The sequence below is a fragment of the Niveibacterium sp. COAC-50 genome (genome assembly GCF_013184235.1).
Lineage (GTDB): Bacteria > Pseudomonadota > Gammaproteobacteria > Burkholderiales > Rhodocyclaceae > Niveibacterium > Niveibacterium microcysteis.
In genome coordinates, this window is sequence record NZ_JABCJM010000003.1 from 59,186 (window position 1) to 76,311 (window position 17,126).

General features: G+C 59.8%; 17 protein-coding genes, 1 tRNA gene and 1 pseudogene. 12 read left to right on the forward strand and 7 right to left on the reverse strand.

Features of this window, described 5'->3' with window-relative positions; translation table 11 throughout:
* Positions 1–44 precede the first annotated feature (44 nt).
* A complete protein-coding gene (locus HH302_RS13380) occupies positions 45–797 on the reverse strand; it encodes an RNA methyltransferase (RefSeq protein WP_172202735.1) in 753 nt (250 codons plus the stop codon).
* Between the two features lie 94 nt (positions 798–891).
* Between HH302_RS13380 and HH302_RS13385 the strand changes: the two genes are divergently transcribed.
* Both HH302_RS13385 and HH302_RS13390 read left to right on the forward strand, forming a co-directional pair.
* The gene (locus tag HH302_RS13385) at positions 892–1,689 is read left to right on the forward strand and encodes an inositol monophosphatase family protein (protein ID WP_172202736.1); all 798 of its coding nucleotides are present in this window, start codon (positions 892–894) and stop codon (positions 1,687–1,689) included.
* 67 nt (positions 1,690–1,756) lie between these two features.
* Positions 1,757–1,841 (forward strand) — tRNA-Leu (locus HH302_RS13390).
* A gap of 226 nt (positions 1,842–2,067) precedes the next feature.
* On the opposite strand, the pseudogene HH302_RS13400 reads toward HH302_RS13390, so the two are convergent.
* The 3 genes and pseudogenes from HH302_RS13400 to HH302_RS13410 form a co-directional block, all read right to left on the reverse strand.
* A pseudogene (locus tag HH302_RS13400) lies at positions 2,068–2,557 on the reverse strand (integrase core domain-containing protein); the annotation flags it as partial.
* Between the two features lie 641 nt (positions 2,558–3,198).
* Positions 3,199–3,606 carry a hypothetical protein gene (locus HH302_RS13405; protein WP_172202738.1) on the reverse strand — a complete coding sequence of 136 codons (408 nt, stop codon included), beginning with the start codon at positions 3,604–3,606 and terminating at the stop codon, positions 3,199–3,201.
* A gap of 1 nt (position 3,607) precedes the next feature.
* Positions 3,608–3,973 carry a hypothetical protein gene (locus HH302_RS13410; RefSeq protein WP_172202739.1) on the reverse strand — a complete coding sequence of 122 codons (366 nt, stop codon included), beginning with the start codon at positions 3,971–3,973 and terminating at the stop codon, positions 3,608–3,610.
* A 130-nt stretch (positions 3,974–4,103) separates the two neighbouring features.
* Here HH302_RS13410 and HH302_RS13415 point away from each other — a divergent pair, with 130 nt between their 5' ends.
* The 3 genes from HH302_RS13415 to HH302_RS13425 are packed head-to-tail and all read left to right on the forward strand — an operon-like array spanning position 4,104 to position 5,495.
* Positions 4,104–4,754, forward strand: a complete 651-nt coding sequence (locus HH302_RS13415) for an NUDIX hydrolase (RefSeq protein WP_172202740.1) — start codon at positions 4,104–4,106, stop codon at positions 4,752–4,754.
* 26 nt (positions 4,755–4,780) lie between these two features.
* Positions 4,781–5,179, forward strand: a complete 399-nt coding sequence (locus HH302_RS13420; RefSeq protein WP_172202741.1) for a hypothetical protein — start codon at positions 4,781–4,783, stop codon at positions 5,177–5,179.
* Between the two features lie 4 nt (positions 5,180–5,183).
* On the forward strand, positions 5,184–5,495 hold the full coding sequence (locus HH302_RS13425) for a hypothetical protein (RefSeq protein WP_172202742.1): 312 nt from the start codon (positions 5,184–5,186) through the stop codon (positions 5,493–5,495).
* Between the two features lie 207 nt (positions 5,496–5,702).
* Here HH302_RS13425 and HH302_RS13430 read toward each other — a convergent pair whose 3' ends face one another.
* Positions 5,703–6,506 (reverse strand): hypothetical protein, encoded by an 804-nt coding sequence (locus HH302_RS13430; RefSeq protein WP_172202743.1) that lies wholly within the window; start codon positions 6,504–6,506, stop codon positions 5,703–5,705.
* Positions 6,507–6,642: 136 nt separating this feature from the next.
* Here HH302_RS13430 and HH302_RS13435 point away from each other — a divergent pair, with 136 nt between their 5' ends.
* From HH302_RS13435 to HH302_RS13465, 7 genes are all read left to right on the forward strand, one after another.
* Complete coding sequence (locus HH302_RS13435; protein ID WP_172202744.1) at positions 6,643–7,758, forward strand: AAA family ATPase; 1,116 nt, start codon at positions 6,643–6,645, stop codon at positions 7,756–7,758.
* Between the two features lie 9 nt (positions 7,759–7,767).
* Positions 7,768–8,352 carry a hypothetical protein gene (locus HH302_RS13440; protein ID WP_172202745.1) on the forward strand — a complete coding sequence of 195 codons (585 nt, stop codon included), beginning with the start codon at positions 7,768–7,770 and terminating at the stop codon, positions 8,350–8,352.
* The gene (locus tag HH302_RS13445) at positions 8,349–9,119 is read left to right on the forward strand and encodes a metallophosphoesterase (RefSeq protein WP_172202746.1); all 771 of its coding nucleotides are present in this window, start codon (positions 8,349–8,351) and stop codon (positions 9,117–9,119) included. Before HH302_RS13440 ends, HH302_RS13445 begins: the two co-directional genes overlap by 4 nt.
* 63 nt (positions 9,120–9,182) lie before the next feature.
* On the forward strand, positions 9,183–9,860 hold the full coding sequence (locus tag HH302_RS13450; RefSeq protein WP_172202747.1) for a hypothetical protein: 678 nt from the start codon (positions 9,183–9,185) through the stop codon (positions 9,858–9,860).
* Complete coding sequence (locus HH302_RS13455; protein WP_172202748.1) at positions 9,847–10,377, forward strand: hypothetical protein; 531 nt, start codon at positions 9,847–9,849, stop codon at positions 10,375–10,377. The genes HH302_RS13450 and HH302_RS13455 overlap by 14 nt, the downstream gene beginning before the upstream one ends.
* Before the next feature lie 481 nt (positions 10,378–10,858).
* Positions 10,859–11,038 carry a hypothetical protein gene (locus HH302_RS13460; protein WP_172202749.1) on the forward strand — a complete coding sequence of 60 codons (180 nt, stop codon included), beginning with the start codon at positions 10,859–10,861 and terminating at the stop codon, positions 11,036–11,038.
* Positions 11,035–11,958 (forward strand): DNA-binding protein, encoded by a 924-nt coding sequence (locus HH302_RS13465; protein WP_172202750.1) that lies wholly within the window; start codon positions 11,035–11,037, stop codon positions 11,956–11,958. The genes HH302_RS13460 and HH302_RS13465 overlap by 4 nt, the downstream gene beginning before the upstream one ends.
* A 55-nt stretch (positions 11,959–12,013) precedes the next feature.
* Here HH302_RS13465 and HH302_RS13470 read toward each other — a convergent pair whose 3' ends face one another.
* Together HH302_RS13470 and HH302_RS13475 are read right to left on the reverse strand one after the other, a co-directional pair.
* Positions 12,014–15,097, reverse strand: a complete 3,084-nt coding sequence (locus HH302_RS13470; RefSeq protein WP_172202751.1) for a type III restriction-modification system endonuclease — start codon at positions 15,095–15,097, stop codon at positions 12,014–12,016.
* Between the two features lie 10 nt (positions 15,098–15,107).
* Positions 15,108–17,090, reverse strand: coding sequence for a site-specific DNA-methyltransferase (locus HH302_RS13475; protein ID WP_172202752.1), 1,983 nt, complete (start codon positions 17,088–17,090; stop codon positions 15,108–15,110).
* Between the last annotated feature and the right edge of the window lie 36 nt (positions 17,091–17,126).

Sequence of the window (17,126 nt, forward strand, 5' to 3'; positions counted from 1 at the left end):
GCTTCCTGTCTGGTTTCAGCACAAATTCGGTTCGAGGTGAAATGCTAGAAATCCCGAGTATTCCGGTCAACTTTAGGCTCAAAACTCGCGAGCATGCCGCGGAGGATCGCGACTTCCTCCCGCTCGACAGCCGCACGACCAAAGAGCCGACGAAGACGGGGAATCAAACGGCGCGGCTTTTCGGGGTCCAGAAAGCCGGACGCAATCATTGCACGTTCAAAATGTGCGATCAGCCGCTCAACGTCCTCATGCGGCGCCACCTCACCCAAGGCCTGCGGCAGCGGCGCCAACCGCCCTTCAAGCGCAGTTCGCCGTAACTCGTACGCGATTACCTGCACTGCGGACCCAAGGTTCAGCGACGCGTATGCCGGATTGGCGGGAATGGTGACCGCACGCTGGCACAGCATCACCTCTTCGTTCGACAGCCCAAAGGTTTCATTGCCGAACACAATAGCCACATCACCTTGCTCCGCAAACGACAGCAACTCGCCGGAAGCCTCACTCGCCCACCGCGGCGCAGCGCACATTTCGCGGATCCGAGAGGTGAACGCGGCAGCCATCACCGTACCGGCCAGCGCCTCTTCCAAACTATCGACGACACGCGCTTTTTCAAGCACGTCGGTCGCACCGGACGCGCGCGCGGTCGCCTCGGCGCTGGGGAATTCCTTGGGCGACACCAGCACAAGCTGATGCAGACCCATCGTCTTCATCGCTCGTGCTGCCGCGCCGATATTGCCCGGATGACTGGGGCGCGATAGAACAACACGAATCCGGCGCAGCGCCAAAGGCTCAGTCATAGTAGAATGTAGGGTTTTACGAATTCGAATAGCCCGCCGTTCGCTGCGGGCCGACGACCAAGCGGCTTACGCCGCAGCAAGGCAGACGCACTTCATGCACCCGACGCTCAACATCGCCGTCAAGGCAGCGCGCCGCGCGGCCGGCATCATCAACCGCGCATCGATGGATCTCGACCAAGTCGAGGTACGCACCAAACAGCCCAACGAATTCGTTACCGAAGTCGATCGCGCAGCCGAAGCGTCGATCATCGAGACGATCCGTGAAGCCTATCCGGACCACGCAATTCTAGCAGAGGAGTCCGGCGCCCTCGGCGAGAGCGAGCACCAGTGGATCATCGATCCTCTTGATGGCACGACCAACTTCATCCATGGTTTTCCGCAGTACGCCGTGTCGATTGCGTATGCGCAAGCCGGCGTCGTGCAGCACGGCGTTGTGTACGACCCGACCCGCAATGAACTATTCACCGCCTCGCGCGGGCGCGGCGCCTTCCTGAACGACCGCCGTATTCGCGTCTCGCGCCGGATTCGCCTGAACGATTCGCTCGTCGGCACCGGCTTCCCATACCGCGCATTCGAGCATGCCGACGCGTACATGAAGATGTTCCGCGAGCTGACCGAGAAAACCGCCGGCCTGCGCCGCCCCGGTGCCGCCTCGTTGGACCTCGCCTATGTTGCCTGCGGCCGATTTGACGCCTTCTTCGAGATCGGCCTCGCCCCTTGGGATTTTGCAGCAGCCGCGCTGATGGTTCAGGAAGCCGGTGGCCTTGTCAGCGATTTTGCTGGCGACGCCAACTACGTCAGCACCGGCAATATCGTCGCCGGCACGCCGAAGGTGTTTGCCCAACTGATCCAAATCATTCAGGCGCACAAGGGCGAGTCACTCGTCGCGTAACGATCAGCACCAGAGGGGCCGCGGAAGCGTTCGAACACGCTATAATCGCGCCCCTCAGTCACCCTGTGCGGGTGTGGCGAAATTGGTAGACGCACCAGATTTAGGTTCTGGCGCCGCAAGGCGTGTAGGTTCGAGTCCTATCACCCGCACCATTGATTTTATTGGGTTTTATTGTACCGAGATGTACCGGAGCGTACTTTCGCGTACCGCAATTTTCCCAAAAAATTTTCCCAAATTTTCCCAACCGAACTGACGTTTTTGCAACAGCAGTTCCGTCTCATCCTCTGCCACTATGAAGCGCAAGAGAAGTATCGAGCCGAGCCCCGGCTCGACTGCCGCTTTTGAACACCGACAAGACCGAGGCTGCGAACTGACGAGCCGATGTTCGGCGGCGAAGACGGCGGGCGGGATGCGGCCCAGTGAGCTGTGCGGAGGGAGCTGGTTGTAGTCGTCGCGCCAAATGGCAATGAGTTGGCGGGCCTCGGAGATGGACTAAAAGTAGTGCTCGTTGAGACACTCATCCCGGAACTTGCCGTTGAAGCTCTCGACGTAGCCGTTCAGCCTTGCCTACCCCGGTTGAATCAGGATGTGCCAAATGCCGCGGGCGTGCCCATGCGAGGAACGCACGACTGATGAATTGCGGCCCATTGCCTGTCCTGACGGCGTTCGGATAGCCACGGAAGAGGCCGACCTGATCGAGCAATCGCGTGACGTACTGGCCGGACATGCTGAAGTCCGCGCCGATGAGTACCGCCTCGTGGCTGACGCCGCCATCGGCCAAGGTGAGGCATTTGAGCCGCCTGCCGTTGGCCAGTTGGTCGCTGACAAAATCCATGCTCCATACTTCGTTGAGTTGCGAAGCCGCCCGACAGACAGTCCCTGCTCGCGGTAGAGCCTAAAGGGGGCAGATCGCGTCCTCCAGCGCCTCGGCCAGATCCGCCTCGCTCATCACGCGCACGTTCGGCGCCACGAAGACCCGGTGCAGAGTTCATCTTGGCTCCAGCGTGATTTCGGCGGCTCGGATCTTTGGCAGTGACCACCGATTGATTGGCGTGCACTGCAGAACAAATCGTGTCGCCGGTTCCACGGTCGACACGTGCACATACGTTGGTCTATAGCCGTCGCCGCAGGGCAAGCCCCCTGCGGGACGACTGGACGCCCTACGACGGTGGGCTCGAACTTGGCACCGTCAAGCGAGCTAAGCCCTTGGCTGAGCCGACCGCGCGGGCGCGCGGCACGCCCAGATCCGGACACATGGCACTCACAGAGGCGCGGGCCAGCTTCCGACGCAACACGACGGGAATAGCGAGACAAACTGGCGGCGTCAAGTCAGTTGAACGCCATCAGCTCATGCGTCTGATCCAGCGAACCGCCGACCTCAAACGTTTGCCGTGAGAGGTATCGCTTTCGCACTGACCTCTGGTTGTCCACGTGGAAGGCGGCCGACCACGGCAGTACAGCCCTGCCTGGCCCGCGTCCACAGCGAGGCGGCGGGTTTGGCCCGGAGGATCAGAACGGCACGGATCTTGGCCGCATGAGGAGTTGACGCAAAGAGGCCCGCGGCAGCCAGATGAAACCGCAGAGCCAGAACAGGCAGGTGGACGCGTAGAAGTTCGCTTCACGGTAGGTTACGTTACCAACGGCAAGGTGCCAACTCATGTAGACGCCGTCCACGGACCACCACCACGCACGCAACGCGAGCGGGAGTTGCCGCCAATCGCGTCGCATCAGGATGCGGGCAGCTGCAGGCGCCAGAAGATAAGTGAGGCCGCCCAGCAGGAGTGAGACCCCGACGTCCCAGTCCGAGATATCAAACGTCAGTGCGCCCCACAGCAGCCACCCGAGTCCGAGCGTGAAACTGAAGAGTTTCCATGGGCGACGCCATTCGTTCGGCGCCAACAGGTCAGTCACACGCATCTCAATCCCCAGGCGCCAGGACCGCCCCCGATACTCGCTCATCAACTACGCGCACGCGGCAGTAATGTCGATACCAAGGCGCACGGTTGGTCATGAAGATCATCTCATTGCCGGCTGGCGAGGCCCAGGTGTCTGGCAGCCGCTCCATTCCCGCTCGCTCGGCGCGCTCGAGCAGATCGGCTTGAGGCAGGCCGACGTCCAGCGCATCGCAGAAACGCTCCCCCTTCCATTTGTACCAGCCAAAAGCGGCGCACTGCGCGGCCAGGATCACTGCGATGAACGCCAGCAGCTGGACCGCCGGTGCGCGCCAAAGTGGGCGGGACTTCTTTGATGCCTGGGTTCTCGCTTTGGATTCGTCGTTCGTCATCGCAGTAACCACGTTGTTTGAGCTGCAAGCAGTGTCGCGCAGTGCAGGCTCATGCGGCGAGCCACCCAGTCGGCGATCATGTATCGCATACCGACACTGCCCCACGGCGTGTCATCGACCCGGAGACTGCATGCCTGCCCCCCATCCTCGCAAGACCGAAGGCGGTCGCACCGTCATCATCGAACATCCGCATACGCCGAGTCCGCTTCAGGCCTGGCATGAGCCAGACGCCATCGCCACCACCGTGCCGCTAGGAGCGATGCCGCCAGAGCTCAACGGCGTGGTCGTTGCGCCCTGGGGCGACGTACCGATCCACGCCGAGGGCGGGCAACGGCTAGCGGAGTCGGCCGAGTTCGAAGAGCCTGTATTCAAGAGACCTGCTGGCCGCCGCGCTGCGGCCGGAACGGTCGTACTTGAGGCTGATGGCCGTGTATGGCTTGCCGCCCCAAGCAACCGGTTCGCCGGCAACAAGGCGACCTTCCCGAAAGGGCATGTCGAGGCCGGAGCCGAACTGCGTGCCACTGCGGTACGCGAATGCTTCGAAGAGATCGGCCTCGCTGTCGAGCTGCTGGCACATCTCGTCGACACCACGCGCAGCACGACCCACAACCGCTACTACCTCGCGCGACGAGTCGGGGGCGACCCAGCGGAAATGGGCTGGGAGTCTCAGGCGGTGCATCTGGTACCGGTCGGTCAGTTGAAGGAGGTACTCAATAATCCGGCAGATCATCTGGTCGTAGACGCGTTGCTCGCGTTCCTCGCGCAGTCGTCTTCTCGCTGAGCTGATCGCCTGCGGCTTCGGCGCCGATGTCGATGGCGATCACGGTAAGCAGGAACACGCCCCCCGCCCCGAGCCTGCGCGAGGCACCAACCTCAAAGGATGAAAACATGGCCGCGAACGGCGTCACCATGGACGCAGTGGATCTCCAGGTCGAAGTCGCGCTGAAACAGTGTGAAACCGCACTCTCAGCCATCAGTGACCAACTGCTCTGCGACGAAGGACTCGAGCTCCTCGATATTGCCAGCGGTTTCAGCGAGTTACGGGAGCGACCCGATGTCGACCGAATGAACACCGTCTACGGTGGGCTGACGTCGTTCTCCGGGCGGCTCGCAGTCCTCGCGAAACTGACCGTCAAGCTCGGCCATGCGGCGAGCGAGGCACTTGGCGTGAGTCAAAACCAGCCATTGATACCGACACTGAACTAGCACCATGACCAAACCGCGCTTTGAAGGACAATGTCGACTGCTTGCGATCCGCCGCGACGCACTGGTCGCACTGCTCGATGGCCTGGAAGACCTGGAATCAGAGCTGAACTTTCTCGCGTGCGATACCGATGTGCTGGTCGAACATCCGAAAGTTGCTATACAAGCAGGCCTTGTCGACGGCATCAAAGCGCTGGATGAGCGCATCGGAAAGTGCGGTGAGCGAAGTTGGGAAACGAAGCAGAAAGTTGTCGCTGCGTTGGCCTCCGCAAACGCCGCACTCGAGCATGCAAGGCAGGGGCTCGGACTCCTGAACTAGGCAAGATGCTCAGCAGAGGGGTTCAGCTTCAGACCTATCTGCCGAGGGGCGGCGTACTCCTCTTCGACGTTGTTTGCGCACGTATCGTGGCTTCGTACGCATAGAAACATCTCCTGGCGCAGACACCCCGTGGCCACTTCCTCGGCTACCAATACAGGGCGCCCTGAACTGAGCGCGCGGTGGCGACCCTGCCCACGCGCCGGCCCGTTATGTCTCACCCTCTTCAGAATGCGTCGCGCGCCACCCGGCGCTCCAGAAGGGAACCCGCGCCGACCGCATTGCGACGCCGAGCTTCCGCGCGATCGCGCCCGGCGACAGGCCTGAATACCGCAGCGCGGAGAGCAGGGCAATCCAGTCAGCACGCTCCTCCTCGGTCCAGTTCGCGAGCATCGTCTTGAGTTCGAGGTCCCAGTCGACCGGCCGGGTCGCATCATCCGCGCCGGTCTGACTTAGCGTCGGCGCTCCCAGGAGTTCGAGGAAAGCACTGTCCGGCAGCGTGTCGAGCACCCAGTCAATCGGGTCCGTCGCGATCTCGATCCAGCGACCGCGATCAACGGCCCACTTATCTCGGAGGGTGATTCCAACCCCCAATGCGCTCGCATTGACCTCTGGGGGCTGAGGTGGCTGAGCTGCGAGTGGCCGACATATCACCACCAACCGCTGCACGTGTCGCCCATCGGCGATCAGGACGGCCGCAGCGCCTCGTGCGTCTTCCCATTCGTCCGCCCTCACGATTCCGACTCTCGCACCAGCCTCAGCTTCGGCGCGAAGCACCCGGCTCGCGGCACTGAAGTCATGCCCCACCCACCAAAAGTGCAGGCGCCCGACAGCCAGACGACCGTACTGCCACCCCAAGGCATTGAGCACGGCGAGCTGATTGCCCTCCGACAGCTGCTGGGCTTTGCCCGACAGCCAGGTCGTGAGGTTGGGGCGATGCACACCTGCCCGGGTCGCGACGTCCCGCTGCGAGAGGCCGGTCAGTTCGATCAGATCGATTGCGATATCGCGCAAGGCGCGTCCTGCGGGGGGCGATGTGGGTTCCATCCTGCGATTAGACACGATCAGACGCTCTAAGGCACCCGTTGACGGCATTCGGATCGCCACCTTATAGTAGGTCTAACGCGGTCTAATTGATTGGAGCAGCAGCATGAGCGAGTCACCCACCGTTTCGTCGCCCAACCGGGTTGAGCAGCTGCGCGCACTCTTTGCGGAGCTGCGACTGCGGTATCCGAAACCACTTGCTTCAGGCGCAAGTGCTGCACCGCCGATTGCAGACGCCAACCTCTACGAACCGGGCCAGTTAGTTCAGATCTTCGATCCGTCGATCGTTACGCGTGTTGCGGAGGGCGGCCTGGACGCTGATGAGGAGCGCAAGTCGGGCCGCCGCCGGCAAATTGCCCGGCAACTGCAAGTCAGCGGCCACCAACGCTTGCTCGGCGCCTGCGTAACGGACGCACTCACCGAGCGCATCGCAGTGCTTAAGGCGAGCCACCCGAACTTCGCCGAGGTGAGCGAGGAGATCGCGCGCGAGGCCGTGCTGGCACAGTTTGGGAACGCGTCCGTGACGGGTTTGCGTCTGTTGCTCGTGGGTCCACCGGGTGTTGGCAAGACCGACTACGCATTGCGCCTGGCTGAGGCGCTGGGCGTCCCCATGCAGCTTGTTTCCATGTCCACCGCACAGGCAAGTGCCCATCTGGGTGGGTCTGACGAGTATTGGAGCAACACCCGTCCTGGCGCCGTCTTTGAGGCGATCACGAGCGGGCGCCATGCCAATCCGATCATCGTGCTCGACGAAATCGAGAAGTGCCGACTGAGCCATGTCGGCAGCGGCGGTGATCCGCTGGGTGCGCTCTATCAGTTGCTGGAACCGCGCAGCGCACAGATCTTTTGCGATCGTTCAGTCCTTTGGCTTCCCATCGACGCGCGCCATGTGAATTGGGTCGCGACAGCCAATAGCACCGAAGGGTTAGACCCCGCCCTGCTCTCCCGCTTTGTGGTCTTCGAGATCCCCATGCCGAGTGCCGAGGCACACCACGCCGTGCTGCAGAGGATCTATACCCAGATGCTGCGTGAGTTTGGCGTGCAGGACCGTCTCGCTGAAGCGCTACGCCCGCAGGATCTCGACGCGTTGAGCGGTACCAGCATCCGCGAGGCGCGCCTGCTGATCCGGCGCAGCATCGCGGCGGCGCTCCAGTCCGAGCGCGACGTCATCGAGGTGTGTCACACCGCCCGAGCGCCCGAGCGCCGCATCGGTTTCTGCTGAGGAAGCGCCATGACAATCGACCGGAACGCCATCCTCATCGGCGATGAACATCTCTTCGATCTGCCTGAACTGCTCACCCTTGTCTGCGAACTCCTCGGCGCCGGCTCGATCCGGGAGCGCACGCGAGTCGCCAACGCAATAGAACTTCAAATGACACGCCTGGCGCTGCAAACGATCCGCGATACCTTGATCGGAGGCGTCCAAGACGCCATCGCTGCACAGGTCCAGCGCATCGTGGTCGACGGCGCCGATGCCAGCGAACTCATGAATCTGTTGTCCCAACAGCCGTTTGTGTGGCGCTATGTCCGCGACCATTGGGCGCAGGTGCGCCAGACCACCATCGCGAACGTCGAGCAAATGACAGCGACGGCGCTCTTCACCGGCGTGACGCTGCGCTTCGCGGATCGGACCGCAGTCGCCAATCTCGTTGCGAGCCTGGAACTCGACGATCTGCTCCCCCAAGCATTCCTGAGCCACATGGACGCGCGTATCGAGCAGGCGCCCGCCGTGACACACACGTCGACGTTGGAAGCGTTCGAACGTCAGCTGCTCATTGCGCGAGAGCGCTGGACCGAGTCGGGGAAGATTGAATGAGACTTCTGATCTATTCGGATTTGCATCGGGAACATGACCCGGCGTTCGAAGCCGACGAGCGTCTATGGGGTCTCGCGGATGTCGTCGTGCTTGCCGGCGACGTTGATGCAGGTAACCGCGCAGTCGAGTGGGCCTGCACCCTCTCCCGCCGCTTGCGGGACAAACCTGTCGTGATGGTCGCCGGCAATCACGAGTTCTACGGCGGCTATTTCAGCGGCACACTCGCGAAGATGCGCGAGGCGGCCCGTGGCTCCGCCGTGCATGTACTGGAGAACGAGTCCGTGGTGATCGAGGATGTTCGTTTCCTCGGTTGTTCGCTCTGGACCGACTTGCAACTGGGCGGGGCGAACCCGCTGATTGCCGGCGCGCACGTGCGCCAGCGCATGACTGATTTCCGGAAGATCACGTGCGATCACAGCGGCGGCTGGCGCAAGTTGCGCCCAGAGGACACGGTAAAGCGCCATGAGCAATCGCGAGCCTGGTTGCGGACGATGCTGGCGACACCGTTTGATGGTCCTACCGTGGTGGTCACGCATCACGCGCCAAGCGCGCAGTCGGTCAATCTCTACTTCGCCGACAACATAGTGTCGACCGCTTACGCCAGCGAACTCGATTCGTTGATGGGACCCGCCGTGCTGTGGGTGCATGGCCACACACATGACTCGGCCGACTACGAGATCAACGGTACGCGGGTGTTCTCGAATCCGCGTGGCTACCCCGGCATGCCGAACCCGGAGTTCCGGGTCTCCGGTTTTGTGGATGTCTGACTTTTCAAACGGCGGAGTGCCTGCTTCGCATTTTCCGGCGAGCAAGCCCAGATAGGCGGCCAAATGAAAAAGTTCGTTGTTACGTTCTCGGGTGCGGGGAAAAAAAGAATGCCATTCCGAGGCTGGGCGGGGCCGATTATCGCGTGGGACGCATCAAGTCCCCCCAAGGTCGGCTTCGGCACTTGGTCCGCAGATCCGGGAAGTCTGCGGGGCGGAGGCGTCGTCGTTGCCGAGACAGAACCGTTTGCCCTCGTGATGTGGGGCGCGAACGCGCCCGGGATGAGGCCCCAAGACAAGACGACGAAATTCGGATTTGCGGGGCTTGATGACGATGGGACACTGCGACCCGCTCCACTGCCGGATCATGCAGATGCCAGACACTGGTGGCGCGAGCCTCCGGGCTGGCCCGACGTCGCCGATTTCGCGGCGCAGATCCGCGGCATCGAGATCGACACATTGCGCCCGATATCGGGCTTGCTGGAGGCGCTGGCATTATCGCGATTGGCCTTCGCTGCACTGGGCTTACCCAAAATTCCCATTCCGGCAGGCGGGGATCATCCGCAGATCGTCGCAAAGCTCGAACACCGTTTGGAGCTCATCTCGACGAGCTGGCCTGAGCTCACGGAGCTGTGCGCCGCCATCCGGACCAAGCTGGAAGAATGGAAAGTGGCACGCTCCATTGCCAAGGCGCAACGTTCACAATCCGCTAGCCCAGTGCATCTTCCAGATGATTCGCGCTGACACGAAGATAGACCGTCATTTTCAGGACGGGCTCACCCTGCTCTTCCTCGACACTGAGTTCGCCACGCTGATCAACACCCAGCCGAGCGATCTGATCTCACTCGCACTGGTTGCGCCGACCGGCCAGCGCTTCTATGCCGAGATCACCGATTTCCCGCTGGGCCGATGCACCGACTTCGTAAAACGAGAGGTGCTACCGCTAACCGCCATGATCCCATGCCTGCGCGCGCCGCGCACCCAGGTGGCAGCGGAACTCGCGCGCTGGCTGGCCGCCCTCCCCCCGTTTGCCGTGCTCGCCGATTACACAGGCGACTTCGAACTCTTGGTCGGATTGGTCCGGGAGCTTCCAGCAAACTGCCGCGGCTGCGTCGATCTTGACCTGCTCCCGGAACACCCGGATTTCCATCTGGCCATGGTCTCGTCGCATGCGAGGCACGGCGGGATGTGGCACCACGCGCTCTACGACGCGATCGGTTTGATGGAAGGGTGGCTAGCGGTGCCGCCACGGGAGAATTAGCGATCTGATCTTCTTCGACTGCTCGCACACTGGTTGCGACACCTCGCCGGAGCGGAACGCGGCACCTCCATGGGGAACAAGAGAGCGAGTCGCTCCCAAATCGAACCGGTCCAGGCCTGCCCGCAAACGAAGCCGTGGCTCTCGTGCTTTGTGGTCGGTTCGGGTCACGCAAACGCCTTGCTGTTGCCATCGGCGCCAGCCAAAAAAGGTATACGCCGACCGGCGTTGGCGGTGTGTTTGCGCCTTCACCCGCCAACCGTCAGAAGCGACGATGACCAAAGCCTCGCTCATACCCCCCACCCCTTCTCGAGACCCGCGGCTGGACGCTCGTCTAGGAGTTGGAAGCGCGGTCGCTTCAACCTTAAAGCACCGATTGTAACAATAATCGTACATATACAACGCGCAAAGATAACGCACGATACGTCGCGTTACGGTGCGTTACGCGCTAAACTGACAAAAGAACAGTTAGCGGAGATGAACTATGGCCGAGCCCAGCACGCTGGCGCATGAAGTGAGCGATTTGCGCTGTCTGATTGAGGATCTGGCGCGCCGGGTGCACGCCGAGGCGCCGGCCGAAGCGCATGCGATTGCCGCCATGCTGCGCGGTGCGGCACTCTTGTTCGATCGCATCGGCGACGCCGAGTCGGAGCACGCTCAATGACCTTGAACGAGGAATTGGCGAGCGCCCTTGAACCGCGCCTTGCCGGCGTAACCGAGCGCGCCGCTCGGGTGCAGATCGTGGCGTCGTTCCTGCACTTCGAGCGAGGCATTCACCCCGCTAACGCCCTGGTGCGGCAACTCGTGGGCGTTGGTTCGATGACGAGCATCGCTGCGGACCTGCGTGCGTTCTGGGAAGACGCTCGCAAGCGCGGCATGGCCACCCTCTCGCTGCCCAACGTCCCTGCCCGCCTCGACGAGTTCGCCTCAGCATTGATGGGCGAAGCGCTTGCAAAACTGTGGGCGCGCGCCGTTGAGGTCGCGAATGAGGAACTCGCCGAAGAACGCGCGGCGATGCAGTTGGAACTCACTCAGGCGCGTCTGGATCGCGACCGGGCCGATGAGGCGCGTGCGGCCGCGGATGAACGTGCCCATCAGCTCGCAGATGCACTCGAGGCGCAGCGTGCCGAGCGTGAAGCGGCTGAACGCTCAGTCGTGGGTCTCACAGCGGAACTGACCGCGGCGCGCGATGCTCTTGCCGTGTCGGAGGGTCAGCTCGCGGCGGAACAGGCGGCGCGTCGTCGGGCGGAAGAACAATTCTCGCAGGATCTTGCGGCCGCCGATCAGGCGCGTCGTCGTGACCAGGAGATCTTCGATGGCGAGATCAAGTTTGCAAAGCTGCAGATTGATCAGGCGCGGCAGGCGGAACGCACGCTACGGGATCAGCTCAAGCACCTACAGGATGACAGCGATCTGCAGATCCAGACCCTTCGGAGACAGAACGGCGCGTTGCGCGACGAACTCGCGGCGGCTCGGGCGGCCAACGTGGAACTTGAGCGATCGGTTGAAGCATTTCGAAGACAGCACGTCATACGGCCACGCAGGATGAGTGCAGCGAAGGGCCCTGCCCTGCGTGTTCGTTAACATCTTACCCACCCACAACGACTTCCATAACAATACGAGCGCCCTCCGTTCATTTTTACTTCACCACTTCCATCAACTTCCCGAAACTGTCCACCACGTCGTACTTGACGTTCTCAGGCGCGCATATCCGGTTGATTTCGTCGAAGAACTTGCGGGCGCATTCGATCTTGGTTTCCTCGATCTTCGTCAGTTGCATCGTTGACATGGACCCCTTGGTCTCCGCAACGAAATAAACATGCTTGACCGCGCCTTCTTTGAATGAAATTGCCCAGTCCGGGTTGTAGTCACCCACCGGCGTCGGGATCAGGAAGCCACGAGGCAACTTGGCGTACACGACCACTTCGGTGCAGGTGTCGAGCGTCTCGACGAACTTGCGCTCGATGCCGGAATCCGTGATCACGTAGTCGTAGATGTGTCGCTTGAGCTTGTCACCAGCCTTGCTGAAGTCTTGGCCAGTCTGGCTAGCCGTGAATATCCTCTCTAGCTCGTATTGCTCTTCAACAGGGTCGTAAGCGAGGTGTTCGATGATCATCGTTGCCTTCTGCTCGTTGATCAGTCGCACGGCTTCGGCGATGAAGCTCTCGGGATTGGTGCGGAACTGCGCAAACACTGCGACGCTGATTCCTTTCAGGATGTCTGCCGTCGTGCGTCGCGTCAGTTGCGTGCCTTCCGCGATCTTGCCGATGAGGTCGTACTTCACTGCCGAGTGAATCGAATGCACGTTCTTCTCGGTTTTAGTGGCCTTGAGCACGAATGCTTCGCCATCTTTCAGTCCGTCGTAAGTCACCAAGGCAGCCTGCTCGCCGGTTTGAATCGTGTACTGCAACGGCGTCACGCGTAGGCTCTTGTCTAGCTCGGAAACGGCCTTCTTCACCAACTCCGCTGAATCGAAATCAACGCTGTACGCCGCCTTGCGATTGATCCGGTTCCAAAGCTCCTTGAACTCCTGTTTGTCGAAGTTGCTATTGCGCGGGTTCTTCTTGGGGCGACGGTCGTCGCCGATCTCAATTGTCTGGCTCTTGCTGTCCACGCTGTCGATCAGTTGGTACACCTGTTCAGCATGAGCCTGCAGTTCCGGAGGCAGAGGCGCCAGGGTGCCTTCCTTCTTGGCCTCGCGGTACGTGCCCGTGATGCGGTCGGTATCGTCGCTGTAGTCGTTCTTGAGCAGGTACTTGTAGATCTGCTTGGCCAGTTGCGGCGTAACTTCGACATTGCCTGTGGGCGTCTTGAGGACTTTGCCGGTGAAATACGCTTCGTCGGCAACCTTGGGGCGGGCAGACAAGGAGTCGCTGATATCACTCTGAAGCGCAGTAACGAACTCCTTGTAGCTTTCGCTCGCCACCACGGTCAGCACGTTGACGTCATGGACGATGGCCGGATGATCCATCCGGTCACCACTTTGGTTTACTGACAAACGCAGGCCACGGCCCACTTCCTGACGGCGCGAAATCGTGTTGTCGCTGTGCTTGAGCGCGCAGATCACGAACACGTTCGGGTTGTCCCAACCTTCACGCAGGGCCGAGTGCGAGAAGATGAAGCGAACTGACTTCTTTGCGTGCATCTCAGGGCTGTCGCTGGGAGTAGGAAACGACAATAGCGTCTCCTTGTCCTTCAGGATAAGGTCATAGGCATCCACATCGTCAGACTGGCCTGCATTCTCACCACGGGCTGCCACAGAAGGGTCGGCAAGTCGCTTTGTTCTCTTGTCGATGGAAAAGTATCCGCTGTGCGTCTTTTCCGCCGTAATGCCCTTCAGGTACTTGATGTACGGCGTTTCATCCAGATCCAGCACCTCGTTCAGGTACTGGCTGTATTCCTCTTCAAAGATCCGTGCGTACTCACCTTTCTCGTCCACCGCCGAGTAGTCGCGGTACTTGACGACTTCATCGATGAAGAACAAGGTCAAGACCTTGATGCCTTGCTGGAACAGCGTCTGCTCCTTGTCGAAGTGCGCCTTGATGGCTTCCCGAATCTGGATGCGACGCAGCGACGCTTCGTTCACGTCCCCGGTGGCTTCGCCAACAAAAAGCTCAACGCCGTTGGTGAAGCTCAAGGTGTCGGTATTGGCGTTGATGTCCGCGACCACAAACCCACGGTACTGATCCAGCTCGTTTGAAAAACCATCGGAGAAGAGGTTGTCACCCTTGGAAAGCTTGCGCACCACGCGCTTGATCTCGCCACTTTTCAGCTTCTGCTCGAACTCAACACGGGCCACAGGCGCCTTGCTCGAAATTTCGATGGACTGCAGGTATAAATAGGCATTGGTTCCCGCCAGCCCCTTCACTGAGATGCCGCGCACGGCGATCTTCTTCACCAGCTTCTGGTTGTAGGCATCCAACGCATCCAGCCGATGGATCTTGTTGTGCGTGGTCTTGTGGGTAGCCGAGTAGCGCAGCACCATCAGTGCCTTGAATTCCTCCAGGGACTTCAGCGTTGCTGCACCTTCCATTTTTTGCGGCTCGTCCAGGATCAGGATCGGGCGGTTGGCACTGATCACATCAATGGGTCGACGAGACTGGAAGTCGTCCAGCACGTCATAGATGCGCCGGTTGTCAGCGCCACGGGCAGCAAACGCCTGCACGTTGATCACCATCACGTTGATGCCCGCGTCCGACGAAAAGCTCTCCAGGTGGTGCAGCTGCTTGGAGTTGTAGATGAAGAAGCGCGCCTTCTTGTGGTACGTCTCCAGAAAGTGCTCGGCCGTGATCTCCAGCGACTTGGCCACCCCCTCGCGGATGGCAATGCTCGGCACCACGATGATGAACTTGCTCCAGCCATACTGCTTGTTCAGTTCAAAAATCGTCTTGATGTAGCAATACGTCTTGCCAGTGCCGGTCTCCATCTCGATATCGAGATTGACTCGGCTGACCTTGGTTTTCACCAGTTCGGATGACTGGGGCAAGTTCTGTTGATGCTGAACTTGGGTGATGTTCTCCAGCAGTGCAATATCGGTCAGCTTCAGGTCGGCGTTCTTGAACCCGCTCTCGGCAAACAGATCCTCGACGCCTTTCTTGGCCTTACCGGGATCGATGCGGTAGCTGATGGCCTCCGTTGTCGCGGGCGGCTGCCCTTTGAAGCAGTCGACCACGGCTTGCACCGCCGCTGTCTGATAAGCCTGCGTTTTGAATTTGAGTTTCATCACGCGCCCCTCAGATGCATTTCACTTCGGTGGCGGGCGACAAGAGCTTGAAAATCTGCTCAACGTTGATCTTGACCGCGCTGTTCTTGTAGCCCGCGTCGCGGAACACCACACGCAGCGGCTGATGCTTGGCCAGTTCCTTCACGAAGGCTTCGTCGATGCTGCCGCTGGCATCGAAGCAGGCGGCAAGTACATTACCATCGACAAAGAACACGTCTTTGCCTTGAATGGACTGTTTGGCGATAGGCAGGGCCAGATCGACGCCCCAATCCAGCATCACCTGGAACAGCAGGTCTTCAGGCGTGCGGTCGGGCTTGATGTTGTCGACGAACAGGTCGAACTTGGCCTTATCGAGCGCATCGGGCGCGTAGTAAACGTCGGCCATGTTTGATGTGTCGATTTTGAGGGTGCGGAAGCCGACGTCCTTGTTCCAGTTCTCGTGGCACACAGATTCAAGAACCTTCTTGCCCGCGCGGCGGATGCGCTCTCGGCTGAGCTCAGGAATAGTTTTGAATCCGGCGAGAAATGCCTCATGACTTTCATTGATAGCCTCCGCAACCTGCACCATGATGTGTCTGCGATTGCCCCCATCCTCAGCGTTTAGCTTCATCACGGCGTGCGCCGTAGTTGCTGATCCCGCAAAAAAATCACAAATCAAATCGTCGGGTCCCGTGACATATGCAATCAGTCGCCGTAGATCGCTGATAGGCTTTGGGTTCTCAAATACTCGGCGACCATCGAAAATGGCGTTAAATTCGTTCGCAGATGTTTGTGCGTAACTATAGTGAACGCTCGTCATTACCTGATCTGAGTTTTCAAACAAGTTGGTTCGCACACGCGGAACGGTGGTCTCATCTGGCCCAAAGACCACTCTCCCTTTCGCAACCTCTTCCCAGAATCGAGTGGGATTCGGATAACGCCACCCGCTTGTTGGCAGCTTGCATGGCTTCTTCGTTTCCGGATGAATTACTTCATAAGTCGGTCCGCCACCGCCAGGCCAATTGATGTTTCCATCATCTCTGTACGGTCCTTTACCATCAACTTTGGTAAATCGTTTAAGTGGCGCTCTTGAGTCATCATCTGGAATGGATCGATAGAACTCAAGCAATCCTTGGCGAACCGCTGCCCAGTCGCTTCCGTGGATAGCTTTGAGGCGGTCAAACTCACTCCGCACATCCTCGACGCCATCTTTCTCGCCACGGAAAATGATCTGATTTTCCGACAGAAGAGGCTCGTTTTTTGCATAAACGACCATGTATTCATGGCCTACGGAAAAATACTTGGCGTCATTTTTCCTATTTCTATCCCATACCAGCGTAGCTAGAAAATTGGATTCTCCAAAAACCTCATCAAGAATTTTGCGAAGATTGGGGAATTCCACATCATCGATACTGACAAAGATCACTCCGTCATCTCTGAGGAAGTTTCTGGCAAGCTTTAGCCGGGGGTACAGCATGGATAGCCAATCAGAATGAAATCGTCCGTTTGACTCGGCGTTGATTACAAGCCGATTTCCGGAGGCATCGACTTGATTTGATCGTTTCAAGAAATCGCTTGGCGTTTCTGAAAAATCATCTTCGTAGATAAAATCGTTGCCTGTGTTGTACGGCGGATCGATGTAGATCATCTTGATCTTGCCGAGGTAGTTATCCTGCAGCAGCTTCAGCGCATCGAGGTTGTCGCCTTCAATGAACAAGTTCTTCGTGGTGTCAAAGTCCACGCTTTCATCGCGGCAGGGGCGCAGCGTCTTGGCAATCGGCGCATTGGCCGTGAGCAAGGCTTCGCGCTTGCCCGGCCAGTTCAGGTGGTAGCGCTCCTGCGGTCCTTCCACAATCGACTCGGCCAACTCTTGCCGTAACTGGTCGAAATCCACCGCCAGCTTCACACTGCCGTCCTCGCCCTTGGCTTCGGTGACGCAGCCTGGAAACAGATCACGAATACGGGCGATGTTGTCCTGCGTGAGATTGGGTGAACGCATTTTTAGTTTTTCCATGTTCTTTTCCTCTGGTCGCCAGTATTTGGCGGCTCA

What these genes read in the sequence shown, in the direction of transcription:
- HH302_RS13410 (WP_172202739.1), bottom strand. Translation starts at nt 3,973, where the DNA reads ATGACGAACGACGAATCCAAAGCGAGAACCCAGGCATCAAAGAAGTCC.
- HH302_RS13425 (WP_172202742.1), top strand. Translation starts at nt 5,184, where the DNA reads ATGACCAAACCGCGCTTTGAAGGACAATGTCGACTGCTTGCGATCCGC.
- HH302_RS13445 (WP_172202746.1), top strand. Translation starts at nt 8,349, where the DNA reads ATGAGACTTCTGATCTATTCGGATTTGCATCGGGAACATGACCCGGCG.
- HH302_RS13465 (WP_172202750.1), top strand. Translation starts at nt 11,035, where the DNA reads ATGACCTTGAACGAGGAATTGGCGAGCGCCCTTGAACCGCGCCTTGCC.
- HH302_RS13420 (WP_172202741.1), top strand. Translation starts at nt 4,781, where the DNA reads ATGTCGATGGCGATCACGGTAAGCAGGAACACGCCCCCCGCCCCGAGC.
- HH302_RS13440 (WP_172202745.1), top strand. Translation starts at nt 7,768, where the DNA reads ATGACAATCGACCGGAACGCCATCCTCATCGGCGATGAACATCTCTTC.
- HH302_RS13470 (WP_172202751.1), bottom strand. Translation starts at nt 15,097, where the DNA reads ATGAAACTCAAATTCAAAACGCAGGCTTATCAGACAGCGGCGGTGCAA.
- HH302_RS13460 (WP_172202749.1), top strand. Translation starts at nt 10,859, where the DNA reads ATGGCCGAGCCCAGCACGCTGGCGCATGAAGTGAGCGATTTGCGCTGT.
- HH302_RS13385 (WP_172202736.1), top strand. Translation starts at nt 892, where the DNA reads ATGCACCCGACGCTCAACATCGCCGTCAAGGCAGCGCGCCGCGCGGCC.
- HH302_RS13415 (WP_172202740.1), top strand. Translation starts at nt 4,104, where the DNA reads ATGCCTGCCCCCCATCCTCGCAAGACCGAAGGCGGTCGCACCGTCATC.
- HH302_RS13455 (WP_172202748.1), top strand. Translation starts at nt 9,847, where the DNA reads ATGATTCGCGCTGACACGAAGATAGACCGTCATTTTCAGGACGGGCTC.
- HH302_RS13380 (WP_172202735.1), bottom strand. Translation starts at nt 797, where the DNA reads ATGACTGAGCCTTTGGCGCTGCGCCGGATTCGTGTTGTTCTATCGCGC.
- HH302_RS13435 (WP_172202744.1), top strand. Translation starts at nt 6,643, where the DNA reads ATGAGCGAGTCACCCACCGTTTCGTCGCCCAACCGGGTTGAGCAGCTG.
- HH302_RS13450 (WP_172202747.1), top strand. Translation starts at nt 9,183, where the DNA reads ATGAAAAAGTTCGTTGTTACGTTCTCGGGTGCGGGGAAAAAAAGAATG.
- HH302_RS13405 (WP_172202738.1), bottom strand. Translation starts at nt 3,606, where the DNA reads ATGCGTGTGACTGACCTGTTGGCGCCGAACGAATGGCGTCGCCCATGG.
- HH302_RS13475 (WP_172202752.1), bottom strand. Translation starts at nt 17,090, where the DNA reads ATGGAAAAACTAAAAATGCGTTCACCCAATCTCACGCAGGACAACATC.